Below are 15,171 nucleotides of genomic sequence, written 5' to 3'. Positions count from 1 at the left end.
TTTGGTAGGCGCGAATGGACTCGAACCATCGACCCCCACCATGTCAAGGTGGTGCTCTAACCAGCTGAGCTACGCGCCTGCGTAGTCCGCAATTATAGGAGCACGTGGGCAGACGTTGCAAGCATATTCGCGACCAAGTTGAGACTGACCGGGTTCAGCCCGAACGGGCGCCGAGCGCGGTCTCGCGGAGCCGCCGGAGTTCGTCGCGTTTCTTCGCGGCCAATTCGAATTCCAGGTTCTGCGCCGCTTCGCGCATTTCCTTCTCGAGCTTGGCGATGATCTTCGCGAGTTTCTCCGGTGCCATCCGCGCGTAATCGGTGCCTTTCTCGGCGACTCGGCGCGACGGCGTCGTGTCGTTCGCTTCGTAGCCCATCTTCATCACGTCGTTAATGCGCTTGGCGATGCTGGTCGGCGTGATGCCGTTGGCCAGGTTGTGGGCAATCTGCTTGTCGCGACGGCGATCGGTTTCGTCGAGCGCCACCCGCATCGAATTGGTGATCACGTCGGCGTACAGGATCGCCTTGCCGTTCAGGTTGCGGGCGGCGCGGCCGATGGTCTGGATCAGCGAACGAGACGAACGCAGGAAGCCCTCCTTGTCGGCATCGAGAATCGCGACCAGAGACACCTCGGGCAGATCAAGGCCTTCGCGCAACAGGTTGATGCCGACCAGCACATCGAACACGCCGATGCGCAGGTCGCGGAGGATTTCGGCGCGCTCGACGGTTTCGATATCCGAATGCAGGTAGCGCACCTTCACGCCATGCTCGTTCAGATAGTCGGTCAAGTCTTCCGACATCCGCTTGGTCAGGGTGGTGATCAGCACACGGTCACCTTGAGCCACGCGGATCCGAATCTCGCCGAGCACGTCATCAACCTGCGAAGCGGCGGGGCGAACTTCGACTTCCGGATCGATCAGGCCGGTCGGGCGCACCACCTGGTCGATGATCGCGTCGCCCGACAATTTCATCTCGTAAGGTCCCGGTGTCGCCGAGACATAAATCGTCTGCGGCACCAAGCGCTCGAACTCTTCGAATTTCAGCGGCCGGTTGTCGAGCGCGCTCGGCAGGCGGAAACCGTAGGCGACCAGGGTTTCCTTGCGCGCTCGGTCGCCCTTGTACATGCCGCCGATCTGCGGAACGGTGACGTGGCTTTCGTCGATGACGACAAGCGCGTCCGGCGGCAAATAATCAAGCAGGCAGGGCGGCGGCTCGCCCGGTTCGCGGCCGGTCAGATAGCGCGAGTAGTTCTCGATGCCGTTGCAGTAGCCGATTTCCTGGATCATCTCGAGATCGAAACTGGTGCGCTGTTCGATGCGCTGCGCTTCGAGCAGCTTGCCGTTGTCGGCGAAGTACTTGATCCGCTCCTGAAGCTCGTCTTTGATCGCGCCGCTCATCGCCATCGTCCGCTCTTTCGGCGTCACGTAGTGGCTCTTCGCGTAGACCGTGGCCCGCGGCACGCGTCGGCGGATTTCACCGGTCAGCGGATCGAAGTAGCTGATGCCGTCGACTTCGTCGTCGAACAGTTCGACTCGTACCGCTTCCTCGTCCGATTCTGCCGGATGAATGTCGATGATCTCGCCGCGGACCCGATAAGTGCCGCGCGCCAGCGCCACGTCGTTGCGCGTGTACTGCATTTCCGTGAGACGGCGGATGATTTCGCGCTGGCCGAGCTTGTCGCCCTTGACCAGGTGCAGAACCATGTTGAAGTAGGCCTCGGGATTGCCGAGGCCGTAGATCGCCGACACCGAGGCGACGATGATCGCGTCCTTGCGCTCCATCAGCGCCTTGGTTGCCGACAGCCGCATCTGCTCGATGTGCTCGTTGATCGCCGAATCCTTCTCGATGAAGGTGTCGGACGAAGGCACATAGGCTTCCGGCTGGTAGTAGTCGTAGTAGCTGACGAAATACTCGACCGCGTTATCTGGAAAGAACTCCTTGAACTCGCCGTACAGCTGGCCGGCCAGGGTCTTGTTCGGCGCCAGGATCATCGTTGGCCGCTGGGTGCGCTGGATGACGTTGGCAATCGTGAAGGTTTTGCCCGAGCCGGTGACGCCGAGCAAGGTCTGATGCGCCAGACCGTCCTCCAGGTTCTCGACCAGTTTCTCGATCGCCTGCGGCTGATCGCCGCTGGGCGCCCAGTCGGCCTTCAGCTTGAAGCCGCCATCGATACGACGCTTGAGCCGGACCAGCTTGTCGGAGACGTGCTCGACGATCAGTTCGGACTTGTGATTGGACATGGTGCGGACACCGCGAAAGGGGACCGCCCAGAGTACCCGTCCGCGACGGCCGGGGCTATCTCAGACTTCCGTTGGCGCGTCGACGCGACGCCGGCCGCGGCCAGGCAACAAGGTCAGCAGACAGGAACCGATCACCAAGGCGATACCGGCCAGCGACCACAGATCCGGCGTTTCGCCCCACAGTGCCCAGCCCAGTGCGCCGGCGAAGATCACCGCGGTGTAGGTGAACGGCCCGATGAACGCCGCCGGTGCCGAACCATAGGCGCGGGTCAGCAGCAACTGGCCGCCGGTTGCGAACGCGCCGACGCCGAGCAGCCATAGCCAGGCCGGTGCCGTCGGCGTCTGCCAGGTCCAGTGCAGCGGCGTGGCGGTGATGACGGTCGACATCAGCAGGAAATAGAAGACGATCCGCGACGCCGGCTCGGTGTTGCTGATCCGGCGGATGCCGATCATCGCGGCCGCGGCACTGACGCCGGACAGCGCTCCGATCAGCGCCGCCGAGCTGGTCAGTTCGGTGGTGCCTGGCTTGACGATCAAGGCGATGCCGGCGAGGCCGATCAGGGCAGCGGGCAGGGCGGAATTCGGCGGCCGTTCGCCGAGCCAGAGCCAGCCGATGAAGGGCGCGAACAGCGGCATCGTGTAGGTCAGCAGTACCGCTTCCGCGAGCGGCAGATGGCTGAGCGCATGGAAATAGCCGTACATCGAGACGATGCCGAACGCCGAGCGCCAGATATGGCCGTCGATACGCTGGGTACGCCAGGCTTGCCGGCCGCCGCGAATCAGCCAGGGCAGCATCAGCATCAGCCCGAACAAGGCGCGGAAGAACACGATCATCGTGCTCGGCACGGTGGCCGAGGCGCCTTTCACACAGGTCGCGCCCACCGCCATCGCCGCCGCCGCAGCGACCGCGAACACAGCACCTCGGCGCAGATCATCAGCCATGGAAAGGAGTGGAAAAAGCGAAGCGCGGCAGTCTAGCGACTCCGCCAGCGCTCCGTGAATGCGAGGTCCGCCGTCTGTCCGCAGGCTGGCGCCATCGGTATGAAAATTTTCCGCAGTCCGGTTGCGGCCCGTAGATTGAGTGATCGTTCCAACCCGGGCTTCTGCCCGCTGACCCGACCATGTCGAATTACGTCGCCAGTTTTGCCGTATCCCCCTTGGTCGAGGCCTGTCGCTGCCCGTTTGGGGGAATCGCGTGCTGATCCAGAACGCCGGCAACACTGGCTCACCGAATGCCGGCAGCGTGCGGGCGCCGGTGATCCTGCTGGTCGAGGACAGCGTTGCCGATGTGCGCTTGATGCAGGAAGTGCTGCGCGAAACCGGCCTGCCGCACGAACTGGTGATCGCCGGCGATGGCGAGCGGGCGCTGCGGGCGATTCGCGGCGAAGGTGAATACGCCGGCTGCAAGCCGCCGGATCTGGTGCTGCTCGATCTCAATCTGCCGGGCATGGATGGCCGTGAAGTGCTGCGTACGATCAAGGGCGATCCGGCCTTGCGCCGCACACCGGTGCTGGTGCTGTCGACCTCGACGGCCGAAAGCGATATCGCCGCCAGCTATGACGCCCACGCCAACTGCTATCTGTCGAAGCCGGTCGACCTCGGCGATTTCTTTCGTCTGGCCGAAGCACTGCGCGACTTCTGGCTGCGGCTGGTGGTGCTGCCGCCGCGTCGCTTGCCGGGCGACGACAAGTGAGCCGCGCAGGACTTCCTGAATCATGAGCCTGAACGTCCTTGCCGGACTGTCGAGCGGGTTGCTGCCGCATGGTGTCTGCTTCCAGTTGCGGCCGGATCTGATCTGGCTGCACGTGGCGTCGGATTCGGTCACTGCGATTGCCTATCTGATGATTCCGGCGGCGCTGCTGTGGTTCATCACGCGCCGTCCGGCACCGCTGTCGTTCGGCTGGGCGATTGCGCTGTTCGCCGCATTCATCGTGTTGTGCGGCATCAGCCACATCCTCGACATCGTCACCATCTGGAAACCGATCTATTACCTGCAGGGCATCGAGAAAGGGCTGACCGCTGCGGTATCGCTGGCCACTGCGGTCGCGATCATTCCGCTGGTGCCGAGGCTGCTGTCGATGCGCTCGCCGGAAGAACTGGCCGAAGCGAACCAGCGGCTGCTCGAAGAAATCGCCTCGCGCGAACTGGCCGAGGAAGAACTGCGCCGCTCGCTTACCGACCTGAACCGCGCGGTCAAGGAGCTCGAGCAGTTCGCCTACATCACCTCGCACGATCTGCAGGCGCCGCTGCGGACCATCTCCGGGTTTTCGCAGCTGCTCAGCCTGCGTCATCGTGATCAGCTGCAGGGCGATGCAGTCGAGTTTCTCGACTACATCGACAAGGGCGCGCGGCAGATGCAGTTGCTGATCAAGGATCTGCTATCGCTGTCGCGTGTCGGCCGTGCCGATGCCGCGTCGATCACTCGCCGGCCGCTGGCCGACACCATCACCGAAGCGCTGAAAAGCCTGAAGGCGGAGATCGACCGCAGCAGCGCCGATATCGCCTTCGGCACCTTGCCCGAGATCGAGGCCAATCACGGCTTGCTGGTGCAGTTGCTGCAGAACCTGATCGGCAACGCGATCAAGTTCCAGAAGCCCGACACGCGGCCGAGCATCCGCATCTCGATCGAGCGCGATGGCGATCATTGGCTGCTGACCGTCGCCGACAACGGTATCGGCATCCCGGCCGATCAGCTCGACAACGTGTTTGCCATCTTCCGCCGCCTGCACGGCGCGGAGACTTACGAAGGCACCGGTATCGGCCTGGCGATCTGCCGCAAGATCGCGGCGTATCACGGCGGCGATATCACCGCGACTTCGGACGACAGCGGCACGCAGTTCCGTCTGCGCCTGCCGGTAAGCATTGCCGAGCAGCGTCTACTGCCTGCCGAACTGGACGAGGGAGTGCCGGCCTGATCGATCAGCGGGCGTTCGACCGCATCGGCCTCAGCAGCACGCTCGAACCGCAACGATTGCGTTGGTCGGAACTGCAGGCGCGTGGCTTGAGCTCACGATCAAGACAGATGCGGACTTCCTGAAGATAACTACCCGCGCATTGCAGGATCAGCGCGTTCTTCGGCATCGCAGGATTGGCCGCCAGCAGATCACGGCGCAGTTCACTGGTGGCAACACTCAAGGCGGTGGTCAGCCGCTGATAGCGCGCCGGAATATTGATCGAGTGATAAACCTGCTCGACCAGCGAAAAATAGGCATCTGCCTTGAAGCCGCTGCAGGTGCCATGTCGGCGCCACTCGTGAATGATCAAGCCGCGATTGGGCATCAGCGGCAGCATGCGTTCGATCGTCGCATCGGGTACCCGTTCTCTGGAGGGGCAATCCGAGGGCCAGCCATGCTCGTCCTGTGGCCAAAGGCCGTGAACGACGAAGGCGTAGGGGCGGGCGCACTGCATCTCATCGTCGCGGTGAGATCGCGCGCAGTACTCCGGCGACCATGACAGGCTCAGCAGGTAGTAATCGAAGCGACCGGGCGTGCTGTCAGCCTGTGTGACTGTGACCATTGCTAGCAGCATCAAAGCCGCCAGCAACGGGCCACGCAAAAATCCGCCGCGCGTCATCATCACTACTGCCGCACGGCGATCGGACAGTCCTCGTCTACGCTTTCTGACCCGCCAGGAACAGCCAGGTTTCGACCACCGTGTCCGGGTTCAAGCTCATCGATTCGATGCCCTGCTCGAGCAGCCACATGGCGAGATCCGGATGATCGCTCGGCCCCTGACCGCAGATGCCGACGTACTTGTTTGCTCGTTTGCAGGCGCTGATCGCCATGCTCAGCATCTTCTTGACCGCCGGATCGCGTTCATCGAAACCAGCAGCCACCAGGCCGGAATCGCGATCCAGGCCCAGGGTCAGCTGGGTCATGTCGTTGGAGCCGATCGAGAAGCCGTCGAAGTACTCGAGGAATTCGTCGGCCATCACGGCGTTCGACGGCAGCTCGCACATCATGATCAGCTTCAGGCCGTTGTCGCCGCGGGCCATGCCATTGGCGGCGAGGATGTCGGACACGCCCTTGGCTTCGGCCAGCGTGCGCACGAACGGCACCATGACCTGGACATTGGTCAGGCCCATCTCGTCACGCACGTACTTCAGCGCCTTGCATTCGAGATCGAAGCAGGGACGGAAGTCCTTCGAGATGTAGCGCGAAGCGCCGCGGAAGCCGAGCATCGGATTCTCTTCGTGCGGCTCGTAACGGCTGCCGGCGACGAGGTTGGCGTACTCGTTCGACTTGAAGTCGGACAGACGCACGATCACCGGCTCTGGCGCGAACGCCGCGGCGATCATCGCGATGCCTTCGGCCATGCGCATCCAGAAGTAATCGACGGCCGACGGGTACGCGGAAATCATCTGATCGATGATTCGGCGCACGTCGGCCGGCTGCTTGTCGAGTTCCAGCAGCGCCTGCGGATGGATGCCGATCTGGCGGTTGACGATGAATTCCAGACGGGCGAGGCCGACGCCCTTGTGCGGCAGCGACGCGAAGTCGAACGCTTGCTCCGGCGTGCCGACGTTCATCATGATCTTGACCGGAATCTCCGGCATCTTGTCGAGTTCGATCTCGTCGATCGCGTAGTCGACATGGCCGGCGTAGACGAAACCGGTGTCACCCTCGGCGCAGCTGACGGTCACTTCGGTGCCGTCCTTCAGCACCGAGGTGGCGTTGCCGGTGCCGACGACGGCGGGAATGCCGAGTTCGCGGGCGATGATCGCCGCGTGGCAGGTACGGCCGCCGCGGTTGGTGACGATCGCGCTGGCGCGCTTCATCACCGGTTCCCAATCGGGATCGGTCATGTCGGTGACCAGTACGTCGCCCGGCTGCACGCGCTCCATCTGGTCGATCGAGTTCAGGAAGCGTACGCGGCCAGCGCCGATCTTCTGGCCGATGGCGCGGCCTTCGATCAGCACCTTGCCCTTGGATTTCAGCTTGTAGCGGCGCAGACGGCTGCCACCGGCACGCGACTGCACCGTTTCCGGGCGCGCCTGCAGGATGTACAGCTTGCCGTCGGTGCCATCGAGGCCCCATTCGATGTCCATCGGCCGCTGGTAGTGCTTCTCGATGATCATCGCCTGGGCGGCGAGATCGGTGATCTGCGCGTCGGTCAACGAGAACTTGCGGCGATCGGCGTCGGCGACGCTGGTGAACTCGACAGCCTTGCCGCCCGCCGGGTCGGCATAGACCATCTTCTTGGCTTTTTCGCCCAGGCCACGCTTCAGGATCGCCGGGCGCTTGGCGGCCAGCGAAGGCTTGTAGACGTAGAACTCGTCCGGATTCACCGCGCCCTGGACCACGGCTTCGCCGAGGCCATAGCTGGAGGTGATGAACACGGCATCACGGAAGCCGGATTCGGTATCCATCGTGAACATCACGCCGGACGAGCCGACATCCGAGCGAACCATGCGCTGCACACCTGCGGACAAGGCGACCTTCGAGTGATCGAAGTTCTTGTGCACGCGGTAGGCGATGGCGCGGTCGTTGAACAGGGAGGCGAACACTTCCTTCATCTTCGCCAGCACGTCGTCGATACCGCGGACGTTCAGGAAGGTTTCCTGCTGACCGGCGAACGAAGCGTCGGGCAGATCTTCGGCGGTAGCCGACGAGCGCACGGCGACCGAAATCTCGACGCCGGCTTCGGCCAGCAGCCGGTCATAGGCGGTGCGGATCTCGGCTTCCAGCGAGGCAGGAAACGGCGCCTGCATCACGGCTTCGCGGATCGCCTTGCCGACCTTGGCGAGCTTGACCACGTCGTCGACATCCAGCGCATCGAGCTGGGCATTGATGCGGTCGGCCAGGCCTTCATAGGCCAGGAATTCCCGATAGGCCTCAGCCGTCGTCGCGAAGCCGTCCGGCACCGACACCCCTAGCTTGGTGAGGTGCTGGATCATCTCGCCCAGCGAGGAATTCTTGCCGCCGACTAGCTCGACATCGTGCATGCCCAGCTGTTTGAACCAGAGTACCGTCGGGGTCGCCATTTACCGGAATTCCTGCTGAATGAGGGAAGGATGACTGCTGTTGGGCTCAGGATACCAACTTGAGCCCGATGATCGAGGCGATCAGCAGGCATAGAAAGAATATCTGCAGGCCGGTCAGGGTGTCGTGGAAGAACCAGACGCCGACCACCGCCGTGCCGGCCGCGCCGATGCCGGTCCACACTGCATAAGCCGTGCCGAGCGAGATGGTGCGCATCGCCAGGTTCAGCAGGAAAAAGCTGGCCAGCGCGAAAGCGGTGAAAACGAGGATATATTTCGGCCGCTCGAGCGAGAAACCGTTCGACATTTTCAGGGCGGTCGTGAAACCGATTTCCAGCAGGCCGGCAAAAACGAGATAAAACCAGGACATGGCAAGGAATGGGGATTCGGGTAGAAGGGGCGCCTGCGCGTGACCGATAGTGCGCAACGCATCGTGTTCTTCGTGTCGGACGGCACCGGCATCACTGCCGAAACGCTCGGCGGGACGCTGCTGACGCAGTTCGAAGGCGTCGAGTTCAAGAAAATCACGCTGCCGTTCATCAACTCGACCGAGAAGGCTCGCGTGACCGTGGACTATATCAATCACGTGTCGACCACGGAAATCCGGCGGCCGATCGTGTTCAGCACCACGGTCAATGACGAGGTGCGCGCGATCATCCGCACCGCCAGCGCGCTGTTCCTTGATCTGTTCGATACCTACATCGCGCCGGTCGAGGCGGAACTGGGCATCAAGTCCAGCCACGCCCAGGGCCGCGCGCACGGCATGAGCGATCACGGCCGTTACAACGCGCGCATCGACGCGATGAACTTCTCGATGGAGCACGACGACGGCCAGAGCGTCCGCGATCTGGCCCGCGCCGACGTGATCCTGATCGCGCCGTCGCGCTGCGGCAAGACGCCGACCACCCTGTATCTGGCGCTGCAGCACGCGGTGTTCGCGACCAATTTCCCGCTGACCGAGGACGATCTCGAAAGCCAGAAACTGCCGAAGGCGCTGCGTGGCTTCCAAGCCAAGCTGTTCGGCCTGAGCTCCGATCCCGAACGCCTGCAGCAGGTGCGCAGCGAGCGTCGGCCCGGTTCGAAGTACGCCTCGCTGGCCCAGTGCGCCTACGAACTGCGGCAGGCCGAGCAGCTCTATCGCCGCAACAACATCCCGCATCTGAACTCGGCAAACATGTCGATCGAGGAAATCGCGGCGATGGTGATGCAGGAAAAGGGGTTGCGCCGCTAGCTGCACGGCCAGTCAGCTGGCCGTCATCCCGTTGTCACTGCCGCGCCGAACAATCTGAGGCTACCGCCACCAGATTGAGAGCAGGCAGCCATGGGTCAGCAACGTCGTCGCAAGCCGAAGCGCGCAGGATTGGATCGCCGCAACTTCCTGAAGTCTGCCGCCGCCGGCCTGGCGGCCAGCACGCTGCCGCTGCTGTCGGAGCGCAGCAACGTCGCTGTCGCCGCCACCACCTTGTCATTCGTGCACGGCGTTGCCAGCGGTGATCCGCTGAAGGATCGGGTGATCTTGTGGACCCGGGTGAGCACGCCGAATGCCGGGCCGGTCACGGTCAGCTACCTGGTCGCTACCGATCCTGGCTTGAGCATCATCGTGCAGACCGGCGCCGTGATCACCGATACCAGCCGCGACTACACAGTGAAGATCGACGCCGCCGGCCTGGAAGCCGGCCGCACGTACTACTACCGCTTCAACGTTGGCGCGGTGCTGTCGCCGATCGGCCGGACCAGGACGCTGCCGGTGGGCAATGTCGATCGCCTGCGGATCGCCGTCGCTTCCTGCTCCAGCCTGGCCCACGGCTACTTCAATGCCTATGCGCGGATTGCCGAGCGCGCCGATCTCGATTTCGTCATTCATCTCGGCGATTACATCTACGAGTACGGCAATGGCGATTACGGCGATGCGCGCAGCTACGAACCGGCCCATGAAATCCTGAGCCTGGCCGATTACCGCAGCCGTCATGGCCAGTACAAGCGCGAGCCGGAACTGCAGGCGCTGCATCGCCAGCATCCGATCATCGCCATCTGGGACGACCACGAGTTCGCCAACAATGCCTGGGCCGGCGGTGCCGAGAACCATCAGCCGGATACCGAGGGCGACTGGGCCACGCGCGTTGCCAGCGCGCTGCAGGCCTATTACGAATGGATGCCGACCCGGGTGCCGGACGCCAACGATCTGCGCCACAACAACCGCTCGTTCTCGATCGGCAATCTGGCCGATCTGCACATGCTCGAAGAACGGGTCGGCGCCCGCGCCGAACAGCTGACGCCACAGGTCGGGCTGTTGCCCGAAGCCGGTCTCGGCGTGTTCCTGCAGACCGGTCCGTTCACCGATCCGAATCGCCAGCTGCTCGGCCTGGCACAGGAAGACTGGCTGATCACCAGCCTGCGCCGCGCGCCGCAGAACAAGTGGAAACTGATCGGCCAGGGCGTGATGTTCGCGCAGCTGAAAGTGCTGGGCCTGCCGAACGCGAGCAAGCTCAGCCAGTACCTGAACGTCGATCAATGGGACGGCTACAGCCCGCGCCGCGATCGCATCTTCGAAACCCTGGCCGGTGATCGGAACAACGATCCGGTCGACAACGTCGTGGTGCTGACCGGCGACATCCATTGCTCCTGGGCGGCCGATCTGACGCCGGACCCGAACAAGCTGCTCGGCGGCCGTTTCGGCGGTTACAACGCGCTGACCGGCCTCGGCTCGCTGGCCGTGGAATTCGTCTGCACCTCGATCACCTCGCCGGGGCTCGACAGCCTGCAGGCGCTGGTGCCGGTGCTGCGTACCAACAACCCGCACTTCAAGTACATCAACCTGAATCAGCGCGGTTACATGCTGCTCGACATCACGCCGCAGCGGGTCAGCAACGAGTGGTGGTACGTCGACACCATCGACAAGCGTTCGCGTGGCCAGAGTTTCGCGACGGCACTGCAGACCAACCGTGGCGAGAATCATCTGCGGCGTGGCACGCAGAGCGCGCCGAAGACCAATCCGCCGGCGTTTGCGCCGTAGACAAGCTACGAACGCCGCGCGCCGTGAATCTTTGAACTTGCGCAGCGAACTGTGGAGCGGCACTGCGAACAGCCGAATTTCATAAATTAAATGTCAATTTATTGATGAGTATCGGTTAGAAAGCTGCCTCCTTTCTTTTTTTAACGAGTTTGTCATTCCGCGTCCCTAGGGTGCGCTCGCAACAAGCATCGACCGGCTGAAGCCAGCGATGACGCGAGTTCAGCTTTCTTCCAAGGGGATGGTCATGACGGGCAAGGGTTTCGCGTCATTGGTGGCGCGACGGGGACTGATTGCGGTGTTTCTGTTCAGCGGCGCGGCAGCCGCCGAGGGCACCATCAGTGGCCTGGTCAGCGTGGCGGGTGGTGCCGGCACTTCACTGCAGGGCACCATCATCCGCATCCAGGAACTGGGCCGTGAAGCCTCGGCCGATCGCGATGGCCGCTACCAGTTCAGTGGCGTGCCGGCGGGCAGCTACAAGCTCAGCGCGCAGTATCTGGGCGCCAACGAAGTGGTCGAGTCGATCACCGTTGCCGACAAGGCCGATACCGCGAAGGACTTCGTGCTCGGTGACGCCTCGGTCAAGCTCAAGCAGGTGCTGGTGGTCGGCCAGCTCGCTGGCCAGGCCGGCGCGCTGAATCGCCAGCGCGCGGCGGACAACATCAAGACCGTCGTCGATTTCGACGCCATCAACCAGTATCCGGACCAGAACGTCGCCGAGTCCCTGCAGCGCCTGCCGGGCTTGTCGGTGGCGCGGGATCAGGGTGAAGGCCGCTTCGTGGTCATCCGCGGGCTCGATCCGGCGCTGAACGCAGCGACCGTCAACGGTGTGAGAGTCGGCGCGCCGCAGAACGACACGCGTGCGGTGAATCTCGATGTCATCGCCACCGATCTGCTCGAAGGCCTGGAAGTCACCAAGACCTTGACGCCGGACCTCGATGGCGACGGCATCGGCGGCAACATCGAGATCAAGACCGCCACCGCGTTCGATCGCGGCAATAGCTTCAGCCTGCGCACTGAAGGCAGCTACAACGACCAGCGCGAGATCATCAGCCCGCGTCTCGCGGCCACCGCGACGCGCTTGCTGTCGCTGGCTGGCAAGAACGACTTCGGCGTCTCCGGCGGCGTCAGCTATTTCCGCCGTCGCTTCGGTTCCGACAACATCGAGACCGCCGGCTTCCCGTTCCTGGAAGCGCCGGACGGCAGCGAAGTGCCGGGCCTGGAAGAAGGCGAACAGCGCGATTACACGATCACCCGCGAACGCCTGTCGACCACCCTGAACTTCGACTGGCGGCCGAGCACCGACAACCAGTACTACCTGCGCACGCTGTACTCGAGTTTCGAGGACGACGAAGTCCAGCAGACCACGCTGTACGGCTTCGATCAGGGCGAGGTCTCGGCGCTCGACGACAACGGCGGCCAGTTCCTCGGTGCCGAAGTGCAGAAGGAGGCCAGTGCGCGCATCGAAACCCAGCGCATCTTCACGGCCGCGCTCGGTGCCAAGCACAACTTCGGTCCCTGGCATCTCGATTACGTCGCCGCCCAAAGCGTGTCGAACGAAAAGAACCCGAACAGCCAGACCAATCTGTTCGTCGGCGAAGGTTTCGATCTCGGCTATTCGCTGAACAGCCGCCGCAAGCCGCTGCTGTTCGGCCTCGACGACAGCGTGCTGAATGCCGACAACTACGCCCTCGACGAAATCGAATTCGAGTCGACCAAGACCGAAGAGCGCGAAACCAGCTTCGCGCTGAACCTGAAGCGCGATCTGAGTTTCGGCGGCTATCCGGGACATGTGCAGGTCGGCGGCAAGGCACGCATCCGCAAGAAGACCAACGAGGGCGAGCTGAGTCTGTACGACGGTTTCGGTGACGACGATGTGCTGCTGTCCGCGTACGCGAACAACGGCATCCGCTATCCGCTCGGCAACTTCGGGCCGGGTGTCGATACCGGGCGCTTGCGCTCGTTCTTCAACGCCGGCCGTGATGGTTTCGAGGTCGATGCTGCGGAGTCGGCGATCGGTTCGCGCGGCGGCGATTACCGCATCGACGAGGACATCTACGCCGGTTATGCGCTGGCCGCAGTCGATATCGATGCGCTGCGCGTGCTCGGTGGCGTTCGTGTCGAGCACACCGACTACCAGGCGCTCGGCACCCAGGTGACGATCGACGAAGTGGACGGCGATGGCGACCCGAGCTTTGCGCCATTCACCGGCGAGCGTCAGTACACCGATGTGCTGCCGAGCCTGCATTTCCGCTATCGCTTCTCGAAGCGCCTGCTCGGCCGTCTGGCCTACACGCGGGCGCTGGCGCGGCCGGGCTACGAGGACGCGGCACCGCGTTTGTCGGTTGAAGTGACCGAGGACGATGGCGAGATCGAACGTGTTGCCGAAGCCGGCAATCCGGATCTGAAACCGCTCCGTGCGCAGAACGTCGATCTGGCCTTCGAGTACTACCCGGGCGGCGTCGGCGTGATTTCGGCCGGCGCGTTCTACAAGCGGATCAAGAATTTCATCGTCATCGCCGATGTCGCCGGCAGCCCCGGTTTCGAGGCCTTCGACGAAGTTTTCCAGGCGGTCAACGGCAATACCGCCGAGGTCTACGGCCTCGAACTCGGCTACACGCAGTCGCTGCGCTTCCTGCCGTCACCGTTCGATGGCCTGCTGGTGTCGGCCAATGCGACCTTCGTCGACAGCCAGGCGCGAGTGCCCTTCCGCGATGAGAAAACATCGCTGCCGCGGCAGTCGGACCGGGTCGGCAATCTCGCGCTCGGCTACGAGAAATACGGCTTCAGCGCCCGCATCTCGGCGACCTATCGCAGCGCCTACCTGGATTCCTTCGAAGAACTCGACGATCCACGTTTCGATCGCAGCGCCGCCAGCAACCTGCAGCTCGATTTCACGACCAGCTATCAGCTCACCGATTACGCGCGCGTCTACGTCAATCTGATCAATCTGAATGACCAGCCGTTCTATGCCTATCTCGGCTCGAAGCGTTACAACTCGCAGTACGAGGAGTACGGCTTCACCGGCGAACTGGGCATCAAGCTGAACTTCTGAAATAGCCGACTTCCGCAGTCACCATGAACTGTCTCCGCTCCTCAGCGCTGGCGCTAGGCTTCATCCTGTCCGTGTCCGTGTCCGGCCTTGCCGGTCCGGTCACGCCGCCGACATCACCGGTGACGCCGGTCAAGGACGCGCTGCACTTCCTGGTCATCGGTGACTGGGGACGTCATGGCGAGGACGGCCAGAGTGATACTGCCGGCCGTCTGGCGGCAGCGGCGCGAAAGGTCGATCCCGCATTCGTGATTTCGGTCGGCGACAACTTCTATCCGAACGGCGTCGCCAGCGTCGACGATCCGGCCTGGCAAGCCTCGTTCGAAGACGTCTACACCGACCACGCGCTGCACACGGACTGGTACGTAGTGCTCGGCAATCACGACTATCGCGGCAATCCGCAGGCCCAGATCGACTACAGCAAGCGCAGCCGGCGCTGGCACATGCCGGCGCGCTACTTCACCAGGACCTTCGAGGCCGGCGAGGGCTCGGGGATCAGCGCGCAGTTCTTCTTCATCGACACTTCTCCGTTCATCGACGACTACCAGAAGCATCCGGACAAGTACGCCGTCGACGATCAGGACGTTGCCCGGCAGCTGCGCTGGCTCGAAGCCGAGCTGAAGAAATCGACCGCACGCTGGAAGATCGTCGTTGGCCATCACCCGGTGTACACGGTCGGCAAGCGCAAGAAGGAAGCCGGTGGCGGCATCCAGAAGGAACTGGAAACCACACTGGTGCCCCTGCTCGAGAAGTATCACGTGCAGGCCTACATGGCTGGACACGAACACGATCTGCAGGTGATCCGCCGCCCCGGCGGCACGGTCACCCATCTGGTGTCCGGCGCCGGTTCGGAAGTGCGCCCGCTCGGCGCGCCGGACAAGGATGATGGCCGC

The 15,171-nt window shown here is 63.2% G+C and carries 11 protein-coding genes and 1 tRNA gene; 6 read left to right on the top strand and 6 right to left on the bottom strand.

The genetic code is table 11. The features are described from left to right. Positions 1–2 precede the first annotated feature (2 nt). The 3 genes from QZY06_RS09950 to QZY06_RS09940 form a co-directional block, all read right to left on the bottom strand. Positions 3–79, bottom strand: a tRNA-Val gene (locus QZY06_RS09950). 75 nt (positions 80–154) lie between these two features. Beyond that, positions 155–2,236 (bottom strand): excinuclease ABC subunit UvrB, encoded by a 2,082-nt coding sequence (gene uvrB / locus QZY06_RS09945; protein WP_367275605.1) that lies wholly within the window; start codon positions 2,234–2,236, stop codon positions 155–157. A 60-nt stretch (positions 2,237–2,296) separates the two neighbouring features. Continuing rightward, positions 2,297–3,178, bottom strand: coding sequence for an EamA family transporter (locus tag QZY06_RS09940; RefSeq protein WP_295683560.1), 882 nt, complete (start codon positions 3,176–3,178; stop codon positions 2,297–2,299). 256 nt (positions 3,179–3,434) lie between these two features. Here QZY06_RS09940 and QZY06_RS09935 point away from each other — a divergent pair, with 256 nt between their 5' ends. Then, positions 3,435–3,929 carry a response regulator gene (locus QZY06_RS09935; protein ID WP_367275606.1) on the top strand — a complete coding sequence of 165 codons (495 nt, stop codon included), beginning with the start codon at positions 3,435–3,437 and terminating at the stop codon, positions 3,927–3,929. Between the two features lie 22 nt (positions 3,930–3,951). Then, positions 3,952–5,151, top strand: a complete 1,200-nt coding sequence (locus QZY06_RS09930) for an ATP-binding protein (protein WP_295683556.1) — start codon at positions 3,952–3,954, stop codon at positions 5,149–5,151. A gap of 4 nt (positions 5,152–5,155) precedes the next feature. On the opposite strand, the gene QZY06_RS09925 is transcribed toward QZY06_RS09930, so the two are convergent. From QZY06_RS09925 to QZY06_RS09915, 3 genes are all read right to left on the bottom strand, one after another. After that, positions 5,156–5,752: a ribonuclease T2 gene (locus QZY06_RS09925; RefSeq protein ID WP_295683555.1), complete on the bottom strand. Its 597-nt coding sequence runs from the start codon at positions 5,750–5,752 to the stop codon at positions 5,156–5,158. A gap of 94 nt (positions 5,753–5,846) precedes the next feature. After that, positions 5,847–8,219 (bottom strand): phosphoenolpyruvate synthase, encoded by a 2,373-nt coding sequence (ppsA, locus tag QZY06_RS09920; RefSeq protein WP_295683553.1) that lies wholly within the window; start codon positions 8,217–8,219, stop codon positions 5,847–5,849. 46 nt (positions 8,220–8,265) lie between these two features. After that, on the bottom strand, positions 8,266–8,643 hold the full coding sequence (locus QZY06_RS09915) for a multidrug efflux SMR transporter (protein WP_295683550.1): 378 nt from the start codon (positions 8,641–8,643) through the stop codon (positions 8,266–8,268). On the opposite strand from QZY06_RS09915, the gene QZY06_RS09910 reads away from it, so the two are divergent. From QZY06_RS09910 to QZY06_RS09895, 4 genes are all read left to right on the top strand, one after another. After that, a complete protein-coding gene (locus QZY06_RS09910; protein ID WP_295683547.1) occupies positions 8,626–9,447 on the top strand; it encodes a pyruvate, water dikinase regulatory protein in 822 nt (273 codons plus the stop codon). The two genes, QZY06_RS09915 and QZY06_RS09910, sit on opposite strands and share 18 nt — an antisense overlap. 90 nt (positions 9,448–9,537) lie before the next feature. Beyond that, positions 9,538–11,229 (top strand): alkaline phosphatase D family protein, encoded by a 1,692-nt coding sequence (locus tag QZY06_RS09905; protein WP_295683544.1) that lies wholly within the window; start codon positions 9,538–9,540, stop codon positions 11,227–11,229. Between the two features lie 244 nt (positions 11,230–11,473). Further along, positions 11,474–14,281, top strand: a complete 2,808-nt coding sequence (locus tag QZY06_RS09900) for a TonB-dependent receptor (protein ID WP_295683541.1) — start codon at positions 11,474–11,476, stop codon at positions 14,279–14,281. 23 nt (positions 14,282–14,304) lie between these two features. Then, on the top strand, positions 14,305–15,171 hold an 867-nt coding region (locus QZY06_RS09895; RefSeq protein ID WP_295683540.1), incomplete at its 3' end, for a tartrate-resistant acid phosphatase type 5 family protein.

This window comes from uncultured Nevskia sp. (genome assembly GCF_903885465.1).
GTDB lineage: Bacteria > Pseudomonadota > Gammaproteobacteria > Nevskiales > Nevskiaceae > Nevskia.
The sequence above is the reverse complement of the archived record's forward strand: the minus strand, read 5'-3'. Positions and strand labels throughout refer to the sequence as shown.